Consider the following 15,927-nt stretch of genomic DNA (forward strand, 5'->3'; position numbering starts at 1 on the left):
TGCCGACTACATAGAAGCGCCGGCCGGGAAGACCCGACCGGCGCCCATAAGACCTATTTACTTCTTACGCTTGCCGTAGCGCTTCTCGAAGCGAGCAACACGACCACCGGTATCCATGATCTTCTGCTTGCCAGTGTAGAACGGGTGGCAGGCGCTGCACACGTCAACACGCATCGAATCGCCCGAAATGGTGGAGCGAGTCTGGAACTCGTTGCCGCAGGTGCAGGTTACAGTTACCGGGTGGTAGTCAGGGTGGATTCCCTGTTTCATAATTTATCTCCTTAAGGAATTCGAGGTCGCCGGGTCCGCCAGAGCGGTGAACCGGAACAGAAAGATTATGCCATACTCTTCCACGTATTCATACGTGAGAGTGTTCACTGCAGGCGCTACTAATCGGCCGACGTGCTCATCTTCCCAATGGTGAGTAGGAACTCAGCATTGGAGGAAGTATCACGAAGCTTGCCTAGTACCAGTTCGGTTGCCTCCTGCGTATCGAGCGAGCCAAGGATCCTGCGAAGCTTCCACAAAATCTTCATCTCTTCAGGACGCAGCAACATCTCTTCACGGCGAGTGCCCGACGAGTTGACGTCTACTGCCGGGAAGATACGGCGATCTGCCAAGGCACGCGACAACCGCAATTCCATATTGCCCGTACCCTTGAACTCTTCGAAGATGACCTCGTCCATCTTGGAGCCGGTCTCGACAAGAGCAGTAGCCAAAATGGTAAGAGAACCGCCGTTTTCCACGTTCCTGGCCGCACCAAAGAACTTCTTGGGCGGGTAGAGGGCGGAAGCATCAACACCGCCGGAAAGAATGCGCCCAGAAGCTGGGGCAGCCAGGTTGTAGGCACGCCCAAGACGGGTGATGGAGTCCAGAAGGACCACCACGTCCTTGCCTAGTTCAACCAAACGCTTTGCCCGTTCGATTGCCAGTTCCGCAACGATGGTGTGATCAGAAGCCGGCCGGTCGAAGGTCGAAGCAATGACTTCCCCCTTCACCGTACGCTGCATATCAGTAACTTCTTCGGGCCGCTCGTCTACCAGAACCACCATCAGATGGGCTTCAGGATTGTTGATCGAAATAGCGTTGGCGATCTGCTGAAGAATGATCGTCTTACCGGCCTTAGGCGGCGAAACGATAAGTCCGCGCTGTCCCTTGCCGATGGGGCTAACCAAGTCGATAACACGGGGCGTAATAGCCTTCGGAGAAGTCTCCAGCCGCAGCTGCTCGTCCGGATACAGCGGGGTCAAGTCCTTGAACTGCGGGCGCTCATGGGTCTGCTCGGGCGTCAGCCCGTTAGCCGCATCCAAGCGAACCAGGGCATTGTACTTTTGCCTCCGTCGTTCGCCCTCGCGCGGCTGGCGCACCGCACCCTGGATCGCATCGCCGGAGCGCAGCCCCCAGCGGCGCACCTGCCCCAGTGACAAGTACACGTCGTTAGGACCGGGCAAGTACCCGGAGGTGCGAACAAAAGCGTGGTTATCGCGCACGTCCAAGATACCCGCGATGGGGATCAGCACGTCGTCTTCGCTTACCTCGTTGTTCGAGTTGTTCGAATTGTTGGAGTTGTGGTGAGAATTGTTGTTGCCGTCGTGGCGGCCCCGCTTCCGGTCCCGCCCGCGCCTGCGACGTCCAGAGCGCTCCTCGTCATCATGTTTCTTGCCGCCGGTGGGCAGCTTAATGTCTTCTACCTTCTTCGGTTCATCAGATGAGGACGGAGTTTCAGCCTTGCCCTCGCGCGCCAGTTCCTGCTTCACGTCCAGCTTGGGTGCGCCAGCGTCGGAGGAAGCCCTGCGCCTGCGACTACGCCGAGGACGCCCTTCCCGGGAATCCTGATTCTTGAGGCCTTGCGCATCATCGCCATTTGCCTTTGGGAGATTATCCTGGCTAGCAGCAGCCTTTTCGGGGGTTTCCTGTTCCTTTGCTTGACGGCGCGGCTCAGCTTGACCACCGCCGTCGGTCGAGGACGAAGCAGCTTGAATTTTCTGGATCAGATCAGATTTGCGCATTCTAGAAGTGCCCTTCAGGCCCATAGATGCGGCGAGGGCTTGCAGCTCGGGTAGCCGCTTGGAGCTCAGATCATTATTAGTGCTCACGAAATTCCTTCATAAATGTTGTTGGGAAAGCATAATCCGTTTACGCCCTATTGCGCGAAAGAAAAAGAAAATGGATTAGCTAAAGGCTATTGAGCCCGAAACGCAGAAAATGTCTGCGATGGCTCAACAATAGCAAAAGTTTAGCGATCACGCGAAGAGGTGCCGCCCACAGTTTTGGCGCCCTCTTCATCTACTTTCAATTCGTGTACATCCCACCGGCCTTCGCGGGCCTGCCGGCGCACCCCCGGGGTCACCCGTCCAAGCACTAGCACGGTCGGACCGGCCCCAGAAACCACTGCCGGATACCCCTCGTCGCGCAACCAGCGAACGAGTCCGACGGAGGCTGGCATAGCCGGCTCCCGGTAGTCCTGATGCAACCGATCTTCTGTGGCAGCGCAGAGCAATTCTGGGCGATCGGCCAAAGCAGCAACCAGCAGCGCTGCGCGTCCAGCCTGAAATGCGGCATCGGCGTGAGGCACCTTAGCAGGCAGCATTTTCCGCGCCTTGGAGGTGGCCAGCCTAAAGCCGGGAACAAATGCTGTTGTTACCAAGCCATTAGCTACCGGAATGCGGGTTGCGCAGGCAGTTTCGTCTGCCATCCAGCTGATCGTGGCTCCCCCAAAGATCGTCGGCGCTACGTTGTCAGGATGGCCTTCCATCTGGGTAGCCAGTTGCAAAATCCGTTGATCGTCGAGCACCTCTGGCTCTGCCAGAAATGAACGCGCAAGCAGCATGCCGGCCACAATTGCCGAGGCCGAAGACCCAAGCCCACGCCCGTGAGGGATCGTATTGACGCAGTTCAAGTGGACTCCCACCTGGGGAGCACCGACTGCTTCCAAAGCCACGCGAAGCGCCTGCACTACCAGGTGTTCCTCGCCCTCGGGAAGCTGCCCTTCCCCCTGTCCCTTCACCGTTACCCGAGTTGGCCCAGCAACCGCGCGGGCATCGATCTGGTCATACATGGCCAAGGCCATCCCCATGGAGTCATATCCAGGCCCCAGATTCGCAGATGTGGCCGGTACCCGTACCCGCACCGAGTCGTTAGTCAGCCGCATCTTATGCCTCTAGCACCAGCACGGAAGCAACATGAACCCCAGTTGCTTCCAAGCGCTCGCGGATCTTCGCAATAGCCTTCTGCGCTACCTTATGCGTCGACAACACAACCGATACCTTGTCCTCATTGGCACTCTGGTGTACTGCGGAGATCGAGACGCCCTCATCTGCAAAAATTTGGGCAAGTTCTGCCAGGGTACCTAGCTCGTCAGGGACATTCACCCGGAGCCGGTACCGATGGCAGCCTTCGCTAGCGGGCAGGATTGGCAGATTCGCATAGGAGTTTTCTCGTGGCGCGCTCCCCCCGTGGGCAATGTGGGACGCACCCGCCACCACGTCAGAAAGCACGGCTGAGGCAGTCTGTACTCCGCCCGCTCCCTGTCCGGTAAACATCAGAGTGCCAGCGGCCTCAGCCTCCACCACCACTGCGTTGAAGGCTCCATTTATATTGGCGAGGGCGGAAGACTGCGGTACAACTGCGGGATAAACTCCAAGGCTGAGTGCCTCCCCGTCTTCAGTTTGTACGCGCTCGGCTACTGCCACCAGCTTGATCTTCTCGTCGAAGAAAGCAGCGTCCGCCGAGTCTTGTTCCGTGATGGAGCGGATGCCCGTAGCAGGCACATCCTGCAGCGACACCCTGGTGTGGAATGCCAGGGACGCCAATATCGCGCACTTTGCGGCCGCATCGAAACCGTCTACGTCGGCTGTGGGATCGGCCTCTGCAAACCCCAGCTCCTGTGCCTTCGCCAGCGCCTCGTCGTAAGAACGACCGGCCGTATCCATCTGTTCAAGCATGTAATTGGTAGTGCCGTTGACAATACCGGTTACCTTGTTAATACGGTCGCCGAGCAAGGATTCTCGTAGGCCATAAACGACGGGGACTGCTCCGGCAACCGCAGCTTCGTAGTAGAGATTGGCACACTTTTCGGCGGCCAGCTCGTACAGTTCCGGTCCGTGTGCGGCTAATAAAGCCTTGTTGCCAGTAACCACCGTCTTGCCGGCACTGAGGGCGCGCCTCACCAACGTGCGAGGAGGTTCAATGCCACCTATCAGTTCAATGACGAGGTCGGCTTCATCAATAACACTGTTGGCATCTGTGGTTAGCAAAGACCGGTCAACTGCCTCATCGCGTTCTGCCTGCAGATTTGAAACACATATACCCACAATTTCTAGGGGTGCTCCCGCACGCGCTGCTAGGTCGCGTCCCCGCTCCCCGAGTAACCGCACAACTTGGGTACCGACGGTGCCGCACCCCAGGACGCCAATCTTTACAACCTCTTTTGACATTCAGTCCTCGCTATTTTTCCAAGGTCTTATCTGCAGCCAATAGATCTTCAATAGTTTCGCGCTTTATAATTTCGCGCCATTTGCCGTTTCTTACTCCGACAACTCCGGGTCTCGCCAGCATGTTGTAATTCGATGCCATGGCACGACCGTACGCACCCACAGCCGGTACAGCTAATAGATCCCCGGCCTGTAAATCTGCAGGAAGGGCAACGTCATTTACTACCACGTCCCCGGATTCACAGTGTTTGCCTACTACCCGGCAAAGCACCGTTTCTGCCTCAGAGATGCGATTTGCCAGCGTGGCGCTGTAGTTGGCGCCATAAAGAGCCGGCCTAATATTGTCTGACATTCCGCCGTCTACCGACACATAACGCCTGGTTTGCCCCTGCGCGATAGTGACATCTTTGATCGTTCCGACCGAATACAGCATCACCTGGGATGGGCCCGCAATAGAGCGCCCCGGTTCGATCGAGATTACGGGGATATCAGTGCCCGCCTTCTGGCAAGCATCCTTCACAGCCTCGGCTAGGGCGAGGCTAATCTCATTAGCAGTAGGCGCCTGCGGATCAGCACCGGTATAGGCGATGGCATATCCGCCTCCCAGGTCAACCTCGCCTACGGCTAATCCCTTTTCCAGGATCTTGGCACGAAATGCCATTACCTTTGAGGCAGATGCCGCAAAAGCGTCCAAATCCAATATCTGAGAACCAATATGAGAGTGCAGTCCCACCAGCTCTAGGTGATCGCACTGAGCGATGGCGTCGATGACTTCCTCTGCCTGCCCAGTAGCGATCGAGAGGCCAAACTTTTGGTCCTCGTGTGCGGTGGAAATGTATTCATGCCCACCGGCGTGAACCCCGGTGGTTAATCTGACCATCACTCGCGCCTGTTTACCGGCCGCAGCCGCAATGCGTTCGACCTGCGCTACTTCAGGTAAGGAATCAACAATTATTCTGTCGATGCCAGCTGCGATGGCCAACTCCAGTTCGCGATCCCCTTTGTTATTGCCATGCAATCCAATCTCGCTCGCGGGGGCACCTGCAGCTAACGCTAGTGAGAGCTCGCCCAAGGAGGCCGTGTCGATACCGAGGCCGGCCCGCGTTGCAGCGCGCACAGCATCGGCACACAGGAAAGCCTTTCCAGCGTAATTTACCTTTGCTCCCGAAAATCCGTAGCCTTCCCAAAAAGCTTCGGCCATAGCGGCAGCCCACACCTGGCAGCGCCCTTCGAAATCTGCCTCATCCCACACGTAGGCGGGGGTGGCGTATTCTTTCGCCACATCAATCAGAGAAACTCCACCCACCCATAGCGCTCCGTCTTCGCGGGCAGCACTCCAGGGCCACAGGTCGGGGCGCTGGGCAGGATCAGGGCACGCCAATGCGGCCAAATCAGTCATGAGAGCTACATCCTTTCGGGTGCTTGCACCCCTAGCAAATCTAGACCGTTGCGCAGGACCTGGCCGACGGCATCATTTAGCCACAGGCGAGCCACATGCGAAGGCTCGACAGGATCGTCCCCACGGGGAGTAACTCGGCACTGTCCGTACCAGGCGTGGTAGGCACCGGCTAGTTCTTCTAGATAACGAGCCACTCGGTGCGGCTCTCGCATGCTAGCGGACTGCGCCACGATTTCCGGGTATCGAGCCAGGGTGCCTAGCAGTTCCCCGTCGGCTGCGGAAGATAGTTCCTCCGGAGCGAAGCCGGCCTCGCGGGAAACTCCGTGTTCCTGCGCATTGCGGGCAACAGCGCAGGTACGCGCGTGTGCGTACTGCACGTAGTAGACCGGATTCTCGTTCGTGTGCGATGCCACAACATCCAAATCCAGCTCCAGGGTGGTATCTACCGAGGAACGAATCAGGCTGTACCGCGCCGCATCTACCCCAACAGCTTCCACTAGGTCCTCAAGGGTAACTACGGTTCCGGCACGCTTGGACATGCGAACTGGTTTACCGGCGCGCACTAGGTTTACCAGCTGCCCAATCAGAATTTCCATATTCTTTCCGGGGCCGGCCTCGTCCCCGAAAGCGCGAGCCATGGCGTACATGCGTCCGATATAGCCGTGATGGTCCGCGCCAAGCATGTAAATACACTGGTCAAACCCACGTTCACGCTTATTCAGATAGTACGCAACGTCGCCAGAGAAGTAGGCAGCATTGCCATCGGACTTGATTAGGACGCGGTCCTTGTCATCTCCAAAATCGGTAGACCGGAGCCACAGGGCACCTTCCGATTCGAAAATTACGCCCAACTTGCGCAGCTTCTCGATGGCATCGTCTACCGCACCAGATTCATGCAGAGTCTGCTCATGGAAGAAAACGTCAAAATCCGTACGGAATGCGTGCAAAGATTCCTGGATCTCGGCGAACATGAGCTTTACGCCTTTTTCCCTGAATACTTCCTGAGCTTCGACATCTCCTAATTCCCGTGGATCAGTGCCTCCCTCGGCGCCAACCTGCGCAATTACTTGGTCTGCGACCTCGGAAATGTACTTTCCGCCGTAGCCATCTTCTGGCGTTGGGCGCCCCTTCGCAGCCGCTAGCAATGAAGCCGAGAAGTTGTTGATCTGATTACCGTGATCGTTGAAGTAGTATTCGCGAGTTACCTGCGCGCCAGCAGCTTCGAGGACGCGCGCCATAGCATCTCCCACTGCGGCCCAGCGTGCTCCACCGATATGAATCGGACCGGTGGGATTAGCAGAGACGAATTCTAGGTTCACGTGCGAACCCGACTGCGCATCACTGCGACCATACTGCGAGCCAGCCTCCAAGATGGTGGCAGCTAAGGCACCTGCGGCTCCAGAGGAAAGTCGGACATTCAAAAATCCTGGACCTGCCACTTCCGCGGCCGCAATAGCGTCGACCTGTTCTAACTCTCCGGCCAACAGAGTTGCCAGGGCACGCGGATTAGTTGATGCCTTCCTAGCTAGCTGCATAGCCACGTTCGTTGCCCAATCGCCATGTTCACGATTGCGTGGTCGCTCAACTTTTACCTGAGGAATATCTTCTGCGTTGAGGGCGATGTCTCCCCTCTTCGCTGCCGCAGAAAGACACTGGTGAATTAGTTCTGAAAGTTCTTCTGGAGTCACACGCTAAGACTACCTGCTAAAGGGGTAGGCTACGCAATCGCCTTTCCCAAAACAGAAAAGTTCGCCTTTTCAACAAAATTTCCTACCCTATTTACCGGTTGTCACATACACTGGCGGGGTGAATACACAAGTAAATGCCCCCTCAGAGAAGCTGGTAATGTCCTCACCAGTAGAAACATTAAAAACTGCCACCTCCGCAATGGCGGGGAAAGCAGGCGTTGCAAATACTAAGCCGCTGAATACCTTCCTGTTGGCGATTGCCGCAGGCGCCTACATCGGACTTGGCTTCATCTTTTTCACAACCGTGCAGATGGGCGCCGATAAGCTGCCCCTGGGCGTAGCCAAACTGATGGGAGGCTTGGTCTTCTCAGTCGGCCTGATCCTAGTAGTTATTACCGGAGCTGACCTGTTCACCTCCACCACCATGTCGCTGATCGCCAAGGCTTCGGGTCGCCTTACTTGGGCGGAACTGTTAAAGCACTGGGCAATCGTCTACGTCGGCAACTTCGTCGGTTCACTACTTGTGGTTGCCCTCGCCTATTTCGGAAACCTGCAAGCAGGCGGCAAAGGCGCCTTCGGTCAGGTAATAGTCAACACTGCAACGGCGAAAGTATCGCACACCCCAATCGAGAGCTTTGTCTTGGGCATTGGCTGTAACCTGCTAGTTTGCCTGGCAGTGTGGCTGACCTTCGCGGGCAAGACTGTCGCGGATAAGATCCTCGCCATCGTGGGCCCGATCTCGGCTTTCGTCGCCGCAGGATTCGAACACTCCGTGGCAAACATGTTCATGATCCCCTACGGCCTAATCCTGGGCTACGGAGGGCAGCTAACCTTCTCTAATTTCTTGTTGGTAAACCTGCTTCCGGTAACGCTCGGCAACATCCTTGGTGGGGGCGTCTTTGTTGGCCTCCTCTACTGGATAATAAATAGACCAGCCGAATAGAAAACTACTAGATTTGGCCCCGCTTCGGCGGGGCCATTTTTGTCTGCTCACATAAAGTGCTGGCTGCTAACAACCAAAGTATCTGCGCGGTTTTGGGTATGAAAAGCGCCCCGAACAGGATTCGAACCTAACGAACAGATTATAGCATTAACATGTGTGGCCTGGTATTTCGTTGGAATTATCCTGTTTTTGGCGGTTTTTACGAACCAAGGGGTAGCCCTACTTTGCCCTGCTTATCCCTGCTTTTCGTGTCACCTGACACAGGCGGGACAGGCGGTGGCCACGCATAAGGCACTTTATACAAAACAACAAGCCGCCTTATGAGTGCGCATAAGGCATTTGGTAGAATAAAATCGTCTGACGGCTCCGGTTTAGCCTAGCCAATCGGATTTGGTGTACGCATAGTTGAGGCCCATCCCTTACTCGTCTCCAGAGGTGGGCCTCCGCTCACATAAGCGAAAATTCGCCAATCTCAAACCTCAACTAAACTGACTTCGCATAGTCGGTATCACAAGCGTGCGAAAGTCTTCAATCAGCCAGCAAGGCAAGTCAAGTTCTTCTGCGATCAGGCGGGCGGCACCCCTGTTATTGCTTCCGCTTTAGCGTACATTGTGGGGTTGACGAGTAGGCGCGCGACGGCGGCTTTCACCCGCGCTTCTATACGCGGGGGTTGCGGCCCGTCATGGCCGGCCCTGTGGTGGATGATCTCGTGCAAGAGCACGGGGGTGCGCTCACGGGCGGTAAGCTTATTGTTCAGCCAGATTGTGCGCGTTTTTGCGTCGTAGTGGCCTAGGCCGGGTATGCGCGCGCTTTCGCGAATACTTACGCCTTCTTTGGCACAGTATTCTCGGAGCGCTTGTTCTGTCAGTCCCACAGGTTAATTAATGCCGCGTGGGACTGACAGAATGAGCCGTTTTTAATGTTCAGTCGGCATGAGGTATGTCACGGTCGTTTTCTGGGGTGCGGTCATCGGCTGCAAGAGCACTGAAATCGGTTTGCGCTTCCGCCTCCGCATCCGAGAGCGCGTAAAGGTTAGGTGCGGGAAAGTCGGTGGCGTCATCCCGTTTTGAAGGCTTGCCAAAATCGCGGTTTAGCCATTCGTAAGCTTCTTGCGCGACCTCTTGAGGGGTGGCTCCGATAGCTTCGCATATTTTACATAGCGCACGTACTGGTAGCTGAGGGTCGCCGGGGTTTAGCCAGCGAGAAACGGTTGCCTGCCCACTCCCTATGGCTTTTGCTACATCGGTGATTGTCCATCCGTATTGGGTGATTTTTCCTTTGGTTGTGAGTCCGACAAGATCTGCATACTTGTCGCCGCGTTTCCTTATATCCATACAAACATTATATTGCTCATTTTGCGCATATGCAATGTCTAAATTGGTATCAAATCCGACTTGCAGAATGATTAGATAGGCATATATAATGTTCATATGAACATCGCAAAGGAAACAGCAAGGAGCGTTCGCGAAGCAATCGCTTCCTCGAACCGCTCCCGCAGATCAATCACAGATGAAACCGGAATCCCCTACTCGACCATGAATCGAAAAATCTCCGGTAAAGCCGAGTTTTCACTCTCTGAATTGTGCGCCATCGCCGAAACCACCGGATCGGAACCCTGGGAGCTCCTTCCTAAAACGTTCCTCCCCCGAGCTTACCGCGAAAAGGAAACAGCATGAGTAATCTAATCCCCTTCACGTTTGAAGGCACCAATGTCCGTATCTTCAAAGAGAACGGTAAAGCCTTTTTCTGTGGTAAGGATGTGGCAACCGCCCTCGGATACACCAATACGAATAAGGCATTATCAGACCATTGCAAAACCGATGGGGTAACGAAACGGTACCCCATCGTTGATAGCCTCGGACGCACCCAGCAAGCCCGGTTTATCTCGGAGGGTGATGTTCTTCGACTTATCGTTGCGTCGAAGCTACCCACGGCCCAAAAATTTGAGGCATGGGTATTCGATGAGGTCCTACCCACCCTGTTCAACCAGGGCTCCTACCAGCTTCCGGCCCTGTCTCCTATTGCTAATCCGGTTATTGCGCAGGCTAAGGAAGAACTTGTTCTTTGCCAGGCCGCGCGGGGCCTTATTCAAGCGGATCACCTCGAAGCAAGGGCGCGCGTAATTCTAGCGCGTGGGCTTGGAGAGTTCCCACAGCTGGAACCCGCAACCCGCCCCTTGTACGCGCAGGACTTTTTGAAAGAAAAAGGCCTCAGCAAGGATCAGATGAAGCGGATTTCCCCTACTTTCGGCAAAAGGGTGAAAGCTACTTACACGCTAGAGCATGGTAGGGAGCCGGAGAAGTACCCCCTGAATTTGGGGAATGGGCAGACCCGCCAGGTCAACGCATACACCGAGAAGGACCGGCCCCTTTTTGAGGGTGTTTGGTCTAAGTATTACGCGAATTAATTAGGTGTGACTCCACCTGCGGCAACAAGCGGAGTCACTAATTTTGAAAGGAATCACGAATTATGACCTTCCAAGGTGAATCATACCCGAAACAGGCCCCGGTACCACTTTTCCCGCCTATTACCACGCTTGATGAGTGGGGCGAACCCACCCTGCAAGAAGGGCAGGATCCCGAAGAAGTTGCTATTGAGGCGCTCAAGTGCGCGGCAACCTTCAATCATTACATGGAGGCTCTTGCTAATCATTTTGATGATGGTGCGACCCGCGATGAGGTTTTCGTTAATGCCATATACCGTCGGGGGTTGCTTAAGGCCGCTGGGCATGAGCTTGCGGAAACCCGAATGTTCATTAACTTCCTCGGCAAAGTAAAAATCGCTAGCAAGTGCAACATGCCTTTCATTGGCGGGGGTGCGCTATGAGCACCCCAGTATTGCCACCGCGTAATCCGCAAGCTTGGCTTTCCGTGCAAGATGCAGCAAAATTACTGAGTCTTTCCGCGAAAACCGTGCGGAAAATGTGCCAGGAAGGCGCTTTGAAAGCTACTAAGTTCGGTTGGGTGTGGCGTATCCGCCCGGATGCCATTGAAGCCCATGAACGCGAAAAAGCCGCAGCGTTTGATGAGAGCGCCCCGGCGCGGATTGCCCCGCGTTCTGCGCGCTCTGCTGCCGCCCGTAAAGGCGCAGCTACTAGGAGGCTCGCATGAGGCATCGCAAGTTTTACCGAGTGGCTAAAAGTATTCTTTTTGGCATTGGCGGGGCCATGTGTGCTTGGTTCACTCATGTTTTTTGGGTTGCTGATCCTTATTTCGCGTTTTGGTGCTATGTCATGACTGCCGGTTGTCTGGTTGGGTTTTTGGCCAATTTTGGTAACGGCAAGGAAGGGTGACTCCCTGATGTGCCGCGAGTATTACGACTATTTGCAGGAACTCCATATTGATATGGAGGATGATTTTCTCGATCGCGTACGAAGCCAGCATGAGGGGCATTCCGTCCACGTAGGGATGCCGGTTGCGGGGGTGGAGGATCTTGTTTTTGCCCCTGTTGGCACGCTAGTCACAATCCAGAAAATCTCCCCAGGAGCCCCTGGTGGGGCCGTGTTTACTGCCAGGAAGCAGGACCCTACTTTTTGGGACGGCCCCGGCCTCGGCATCAACCAATACAACAAGTCTTTTATGACTTCGGAGCTTATGAATCTTATCCGCTCCGAGAAAGTCATTTCCGCGATTATCACCCATATACCAGTAGAGGATTAAGAATTGGGTACTAAACTTCCGCGTCTTTCTAAGAAGAATACGGCGCAAGCACTCGAATATTTGACAACTATCAAGATTATTAAGTCTCACCTTAGCGAGGTGGAAAAGGCGTGTAAAGCCTACCTGGTGGAAAAGGCTTTTGAGCCTGGTACTAAGGTTACGGCGCATGCCCCTAATGGGGCGGATATCGCCACCGTGAGTATTACTAAGCCTGCTGAAACCCTCGATTATGAGGTTACCGATGAAGACGCGTACGCGGCTTGGTTGCAAGTGCATGAGCCGGCTGATTATGAGCGGGCCGTGCAAACCGTACAGGTTGTGCGCGAGTGGGCGAAAAAGGGCCCGCAATTGGCATTGTATGTGCAAAAGAATGATGGAGCCCTCCCTAACGGCGTGAACGTAAAGCCGTCCCGGCCTCCGCATGTGGTTGTGCGTCAGTCTCCCGCGCAGGCTGATAATTACTTGGCGAATTATGTGAAGCAGCTTTCCGCCCTCCCACAGCTAGGAGGACGCGATGAGTGAAAGCAGCGTTGCGCTCGCGGTTTATCGTGAACCTATTTCGGCGCGTATGGAGTATGCGAAAGCGCTCGCAGCTTCCCAGTTGCTGCCTGCCGCGTATGTGCGCCAGCCACAAAATGTTTTGGTGGCTATGGAAGCCGGTGCCGCTCTCGGTTTACCGCCTATTCAGGCGTTGACCAGTATCAATGTTATTAAGGGAAAACCCGCGATGAGTGCGGATCTTATGGCGGCTTTGATTCGTAAGGCTGGGCATAAGTTGCGGGTTGAAAGTGATGATCAACATTGTACTGCCACGGTGATCCGTGCGGATGACCCGGATGCTCCAATGAGCGTTACTTGGGATGAGGCGAAGGCCCGTCGCGCTGGTTTGTGGGGGAATAAGGGGCCGTGGTCGCAGTACCCTGCGGCAATGCTCCGAGCCCGCGCTATTAGCGAGGTTGCGAGGATGGCCGCGAATGACGCGTTGATGGGCGTTATTTATACGGAGGAAGAATTAGCGGATTCTACCCCGGTTGCTGTGAGCTCAGAGCAGGTTCCGCCGTCCGCACAGCCTCAAACGCAGGATGTGCCGGAACCGGAGCCGCCGGTGTGGAATGGGGATTCGCGTGAGCTCATGCAGGACCAGATCGTGAAGGCCGCGCAATTCCTTGATCTTACTGCCGCGCAGTTGCAGGGCACTATCGCGTACGCGACTAAGCGTGGGCGTTGCGAGTATGCGGTAGGCACTACCCCGCTTGAGGGTTTGAGTAATGAGCAGCTTGCGGTGGTGCGCGCCTACCTGGTGCAAAGGCTGAATGAATTGCAGGGAGAAAAGTCGGCTGGAGAGCCCGCTCCGGAGGGTGAAGTCCTTGATGTGGAAGTTTTTGAAGAAGGCGAAGAAAAATGAAGAATCTTGGCGTTGGTGGGTTCGCTACCACGGTAGAAGATTTCAGCGGGCTTCCTACCTCCACGGTGATTATTGGAAGGCTGAAATCTGCCCCGGCGTATCCCGTTCCTTTTGCGCACTGCCCTGAAGGCTGCTGGCATGCCCCATCCGGTCTAATAGGCGTGCCTGAGACCTGCGGGCCGGAATGGCTAATCGCGCATGTTATGAAACCTGGGTGGCTGATTGCTGACTACCCTGGTAACCCCCTCTTCGATACCTCACTTGATAAGCCTCAAAAGCAGTCGCAGGGGCCTGTTGCACCTCTGAAAAGGGGGATGACAGTTACTGCGGGTACTCTGCCTAGGCTGCCGGTGGGAGCTGCGTTTGAGGTGGTTTGCCGTGACGGCTCTGGGTTCATTGTCGAAAAAGTAGGCGTGGACAAATGGGCAATTAAAACCAGCCTCGCATATTACGGCACCCGCTCTACACAGTTTGTTGCCTCATTTTTTGATTTTGAAAAGTTCAAATCCGCGAAGCTGTTTTGCATCCCAAACGGGGGTGAGAGCGAATGATCCGCGATACTCACCCCTTGTTTCGGTGTGGGGAACAACTTTACGGGGCGGCTGACCTGCGCGAGCTCCCTAACGGGGCGCTCCTGCTAGGAGTACGCGAAGGTGGCAGTGTCGAGCACCTCATGAAGTGCTTGTGCGCTGATGGGTGGATCACTTCCGGCAAGCTAGGCCACTCCACAAGCGCGGAAATTGCGGAAGGGTTCGTCGCTCTGTTCCTGCTGGAGTGCGCGAATGCGCGGCCTGCTACGGAAACGGCGTTGGCGAAGCTGGATCGGTTGGAGGCGCACGCCCGGCTTGGGGACCCGCAAACCTCGCATGAGGCCGCGCGGGCTGTTGCGGCACGGGAGGTCGCCCGCAAGGTTTTAGCAATTTTCGCTAATCAAGATGCCCCGATTAGTGATGAGCAGCTGACAGCTTGTTATGCGGATGCGTACGACGCGCCTGCGGTCTCGTCCTCGTACCGGTCCCGCCGCTCCGAACTCGCAAATATTGGCCTAGTAGAAAAGGCCGGGCGCGGGAAAAATAAGGCCGGGCGGCGCGTCCGCTTGTGGCAGATCAGCGAGAAAGGCCGGGAGGTTTACGAGCTGATTAGAAGGGCGCAAGCATGAGTTATTCGACTTTGTGCTTGGATCCCCGTTTGGATCTGCCTTTGCCTGGGCAGTGGGCAGAAAACGCGGCCTGCACGAGGGCACCGGAGCTGTTCACGAATAATACCAAAAACGGTAGGCATGATGAGTTTGCGGAGGCGAAAAGGGTCTGCGCGTCCTGCCCTGTAATAGGGGCATGCCGCCAATACGTAGACGAGACCGAAAAGGGACTGTCGGCGCGGAATTGGCAGGTTGGCGTTTACGCGGGTGAATCCCCTTTGGATCGGTTCCTCAGACGGCGCGACGACATCAAGCGATGCGCCTCTTGCGGTGTTGTTGGTGTTGTTGGTGGTGTGCGGCCAAAGGATGTGCCCCAATGGGTGAAACTCCTTGAAACGGACACCCTGTGCCATAAGTGCGCTAAACGCGAGGCGTCGCCCTCGTACTCTACGGATCTTGGGCCTTGTAGGGGTGGGTGCGGGCATAAGTTGCGCGGTCTGAAAGTGAGCGCGAAAGATGCCCCAGGCACGCGCAAGTGCGTGAACGCAAAAAGACGGCTGTGCAAGCAGTGCGCGATTAAGTGTTCTGATTCGACGCGCCCGTGCGTGGGTTGCGGGCGGCTTTTACGCCACCCGCGCCTGACTGTGAAAGACCTTCCCGAGACCTTGTATCCCGCGTCTTGGAGTAAGGGTTTGTGCTCACGGTGTAACCGGCGCATTAAGGAAGGGAAACCGACTGCGCTTGGTGGGCAGCTTCTAGCTAATCCAGATCATAAAGCAAGGGTGAATAAGAAGTGAAAGGCCAGATCAGTTTTACGGTGCTTGGAATGCCTATTTCGCAGGGGTCTATGGGCGTGAATAGGCGTACCGGCCAGTTGTATCACGTGAAGAACGCGCAGTTGGCTGTGTGGCGGCAGAAGGTCCAGTTTGGGGCGTTGAATACTGCCCGCCTTGCGGGTTGGAAGTTGCCTTTGAACTGCCCACTTTTGTTGAGTGTGCAATTTTATTTGGCTCGTCCGAAGCGCCCAAAGTTTAAGGATTACGCGGCGACTAAACCGGATGTGGACAAGCTCCTCCGAGCTGTTCAGGATGGCCTGTCGCCCAGGCAGGGCGGCAAGTTCACGGTGGAGGATTCACGGTTTGTGGATTCGCACGCCACGAAGGCGTACGCCGCGTCTAACACGATTGGGGCGAAAAACGGCCCCCGAGCCGAAATCACAGTCATAGATCTATCGGTGCCGTTCTAAAGGAAGGGAGGTGTTG

General features: G+C 55.7%; 21 protein-coding genes. 13 read left to right on the forward strand and 8 right to left on the reverse strand.

Features of this window, described 5'->3' with window-relative positions:
- Window positions 1–57: 57 nt before the first annotated feature.
- From rpmE to argS, 6 genes are all read right to left on the reverse strand, one after another.
- The gene (gene rpmE, locus QP400_RS00185) at window positions 58–270 is read right to left on the reverse strand and encodes a 50S ribosomal protein L31 (RefSeq protein ID WP_004806098.1); all 213 of its coding nucleotides are present in this window, start codon (window positions 268–270) and stop codon (window positions 58–60) included.
- A gap of 119 nt (window positions 271–389) precedes the next feature.
- On the reverse strand, window positions 390–2,096 hold the full coding sequence (rho, locus tag QP400_RS00190; RefSeq protein ID WP_004806096.1) for a transcription termination factor Rho: 1,707 nt from the start codon (window positions 2,094–2,096) through the stop codon (window positions 390–392).
- A 140-nt stretch (window positions 2,097–2,236) separates the two neighbouring features.
- Window positions 2,237–3,151: a homoserine kinase gene (gene thrB, locus QP400_RS00195; protein WP_004806093.1), complete on the reverse strand. Its 915-nt coding sequence runs from the start codon at window positions 3,149–3,151 to the stop codon at window positions 2,237–2,239.
- A gap of 1 nt (window position 3,152) precedes the next feature.
- The gene (locus QP400_RS00200) at window positions 3,153–4,436 is read right to left on the reverse strand and encodes a homoserine dehydrogenase (protein ID WP_004806091.1); all 1,284 of its coding nucleotides are present in this window, start codon (window positions 4,434–4,436) and stop codon (window positions 3,153–3,155) included.
- Between the two features lie 10 nt (window positions 4,437–4,446).
- Window positions 4,447–5,832 carry a diaminopimelate decarboxylase gene (gene lysA / locus QP400_RS00205; protein WP_004806089.1) on the reverse strand — a complete coding sequence of 462 codons (1,386 nt, stop codon included), beginning with the start codon at window positions 5,830–5,832 and terminating at the stop codon, window positions 4,447–4,449.
- A 5-nt stretch (window positions 5,833–5,837) separates the two neighbouring features.
- Window positions 5,838–7,520, reverse strand: coding sequence for an arginine--tRNA ligase (gene argS, locus QP400_RS00210; RefSeq protein ID WP_004806087.1), 1,683 nt, complete (start codon window positions 7,518–7,520; stop codon window positions 5,838–5,840).
- 118 nt (window positions 7,521–7,638) lie between these two features.
- Here argS and QP400_RS00215 point away from each other — a divergent pair, with 118 nt between their 5' ends.
- Window positions 7,639–8,463 carry a formate/nitrite transporter family protein gene (locus tag QP400_RS00215; RefSeq protein ID WP_196793451.1) on the forward strand — a complete coding sequence of 275 codons (825 nt, stop codon included), beginning with the start codon at window positions 7,639–7,641 and terminating at the stop codon, window positions 8,461–8,463.
- 565 nt (window positions 8,464–9,028) lie between these two features.
- Here QP400_RS00215 and QP400_RS00220 read toward each other — a convergent pair.
- Entirely contained in the window at window positions 9,029–9,337 is a 309-nt protein-coding gene (locus tag QP400_RS00220) for a hypothetical protein (RefSeq protein ID WP_285462425.1), read from the reverse strand.
- A gap of 49 nt (window positions 9,338–9,386) precedes the next feature.
- Window positions 9,387–9,797, reverse strand: coding sequence for a helix-turn-helix domain-containing protein (locus tag QP400_RS00225; protein ID WP_160309225.1), 411 nt, complete (start codon window positions 9,795–9,797; stop codon window positions 9,387–9,389).
- Window positions 9,798–9,893: 96 nt separating this feature from the next.
- Here QP400_RS00225 and QP400_RS00230 point away from each other — a divergent pair, with 96 nt between their 5' ends.
- From QP400_RS00230 to QP400_RS00280, 12 genes are all read left to right on the forward strand, one after another.
- Window positions 9,894–10,139 carry a helix-turn-helix domain-containing protein gene (locus QP400_RS00230; RefSeq protein ID WP_048707118.1) on the forward strand — a complete coding sequence of 82 codons (246 nt, stop codon included), beginning with the start codon at window positions 9,894–9,896 and terminating at the stop codon, window positions 10,137–10,139.
- The gene (locus QP400_RS00235; protein WP_048707117.1) at window positions 10,136–10,870 is read left to right on the forward strand and encodes a BRO-N domain-containing protein; all 735 of its coding nucleotides are present in this window, start codon (window positions 10,136–10,138) and stop codon (window positions 10,868–10,870) included. Before QP400_RS00230 ends, QP400_RS00235 begins: the two co-directional genes overlap by 4 nt.
- A gap of 62 nt (window positions 10,871–10,932) precedes the next feature.
- Window positions 10,933–11,289: a hypothetical protein gene (locus QP400_RS00240; protein WP_048707116.1), complete on the forward strand. Its 357-nt coding sequence runs from the start codon at window positions 10,933–10,935 to the stop codon at window positions 11,287–11,289.
- Window positions 11,286–11,573: a helix-turn-helix domain-containing protein gene (locus tag QP400_RS00245; protein WP_048707115.1), complete on the forward strand. Its 288-nt coding sequence runs from the start codon at window positions 11,286–11,288 to the stop codon at window positions 11,571–11,573. Before QP400_RS00240 ends, QP400_RS00245 begins: the two co-directional genes overlap by 4 nt.
- Window positions 11,570–11,755 carry a hypothetical protein gene (locus tag QP400_RS00250; RefSeq protein ID WP_048707114.1) on the forward strand — a complete coding sequence of 62 codons (186 nt, stop codon included), beginning with the start codon at window positions 11,570–11,572 and terminating at the stop codon, window positions 11,753–11,755. The genes QP400_RS00245 and QP400_RS00250 overlap by 4 nt, the downstream gene beginning before the upstream one ends.
- Window positions 11,756–11,807: 52 nt before the next feature.
- Complete coding sequence (locus QP400_RS00255) at window positions 11,808–12,122, forward strand: hypothetical protein (RefSeq protein ID WP_152681714.1); 315 nt, start codon at window positions 11,808–11,810, stop codon at window positions 12,120–12,122.
- Window positions 12,123–12,125: 3 nt separating this feature from the next.
- Window positions 12,126–12,644 (forward strand): hypothetical protein, encoded by a 519-nt coding sequence (locus tag QP400_RS00260; protein ID WP_048707110.1) that lies wholly within the window; start codon window positions 12,126–12,128, stop codon window positions 12,642–12,644.
- Window positions 12,637–13,527, forward strand: a complete 891-nt coding sequence (locus QP400_RS00265) for a recombinase family protein (protein WP_048707107.1) — start codon at window positions 12,637–12,639, stop codon at window positions 13,525–13,527. Before QP400_RS00260 ends, QP400_RS00265 begins: the two co-directional genes overlap by 8 nt.
- Window positions 13,524–14,078: a hypothetical protein gene (locus QP400_RS00270; protein WP_048707105.1), complete on the forward strand. Its 555-nt coding sequence runs from the start codon at window positions 13,524–13,526 to the stop codon at window positions 14,076–14,078. The genes QP400_RS00265 and QP400_RS00270 overlap by 4 nt, the downstream gene beginning before the upstream one ends.
- A complete protein-coding gene (locus tag QP400_RS00275; RefSeq protein WP_048707103.1) occupies window positions 14,075–14,686 on the forward strand; it encodes a hypothetical protein in 612 nt (203 codons plus the stop codon). The genes QP400_RS00270 and QP400_RS00275 overlap by 4 nt, the downstream gene beginning before the upstream one ends.
- Window positions 14,683–15,462: a WhiB family transcriptional regulator gene (locus QP400_RS10455; RefSeq protein ID WP_048707102.1), complete on the forward strand. Its 780-nt coding sequence runs from the start codon at window positions 14,683–14,685 to the stop codon at window positions 15,460–15,462. Before QP400_RS00275 ends, QP400_RS10455 begins: the two co-directional genes overlap by 4 nt.
- Before the next feature lie 29 nt (window positions 15,463–15,491).
- Window positions 15,492–15,911 (forward strand): RusA family crossover junction endodeoxyribonuclease, encoded by a 420-nt coding sequence (locus QP400_RS00280; RefSeq protein WP_141739496.1) that lies wholly within the window; start codon window positions 15,492–15,494, stop codon window positions 15,909–15,911.
- Window positions 15,912–15,927 lie beyond the last annotated feature (16 nt).

Source organism: Winkia sp. UMB3158 (genome assembly GCF_030217145.1).
GTDB lineage: Bacteria > Actinomycetota > Actinomycetes > Actinomycetales > Actinomycetaceae > Winkia > Winkia anitrata.

Coding starts and splice junctions, on each gene's coding strand:
- QP400_RS00255 (WP_152681714.1), top strand. CDS start 11,808: ATGGAGGATGATTTTCTCGATCGCGTACGAAGCCAGCATGAGGGGCAT.
- QP400_RS00230 (WP_048707118.1), top strand. CDS start 9,894: ATGAACATCGCAAAGGAAACAGCAAGGAGCGTTCGCGAAGCAATCGCT.
- QP400_RS00200 (WP_004806091.1), bottom strand. CDS start 4,436: ATGTCAAAAGAGGTTGTAAAGATTGGCGTCCTGGGGTGCGGCACCGTC.
- QP400_RS00240 (WP_048707116.1), top strand. CDS start 10,933: ATGACCTTCCAAGGTGAATCATACCCGAAACAGGCCCCGGTACCACTT.
- QP400_RS10455 (WP_048707102.1), top strand. CDS start 14,683: ATGAGTTATTCGACTTTGTGCTTGGATCCCCGTTTGGATCTGCCTTTG.
- QP400_RS00265 (WP_048707107.1), top strand. CDS start 12,637: ATGAGTGAAAGCAGCGTTGCGCTCGCGGTTTATCGTGAACCTATTTCG.
- QP400_RS00235 (WP_048707117.1), top strand. CDS start 10,136: ATGAGTAATCTAATCCCCTTCACGTTTGAAGGCACCAATGTCCGTATC.
- QP400_RS00245 (WP_048707115.1), top strand. CDS start 11,286: ATGAGCACCCCAGTATTGCCACCGCGTAATCCGCAAGCTTGGCTTTCC.
- lysA (WP_004806089.1), bottom strand. CDS start 5,832: ATGACTGATTTGGCCGCATTGGCGTGCCCTGATCCTGCCCAGCGCCCC.
- thrB (WP_004806093.1), bottom strand. CDS start 3,151: ATGCGGCTGACTAACGACTCGGTGCGGGTACGGGTACCGGCCACATCT.
- QP400_RS00250 (WP_048707114.1), top strand. CDS start 11,570: ATGAGGCATCGCAAGTTTTACCGAGTGGCTAAAAGTATTCTTTTTGGC.
- QP400_RS00270 (WP_048707105.1), top strand. CDS start 13,524: ATGAAGAATCTTGGCGTTGGTGGGTTCGCTACCACGGTAGAAGATTTC.
- QP400_RS00280 (WP_141739496.1), top strand. CDS start 15,492: ATGCCTATTTCGCAGGGGTCTATGGGCGTGAATAGGCGTACCGGCCAG.
- QP400_RS00275 (WP_048707103.1), top strand. CDS start 14,075: ATGATCCGCGATACTCACCCCTTGTTTCGGTGTGGGGAACAACTTTAC.
- rpmE (WP_004806098.1), bottom strand. CDS start 270: ATGAAACAGGGAATCCACCCTGACTACCACCCGGTAACTGTAACCTGC.
- QP400_RS00225 (WP_160309225.1), bottom strand. CDS start 9,797: ATGGATATAAGGAAACGCGGCGACAAGTATGCAGATCTTGTCGGACTC.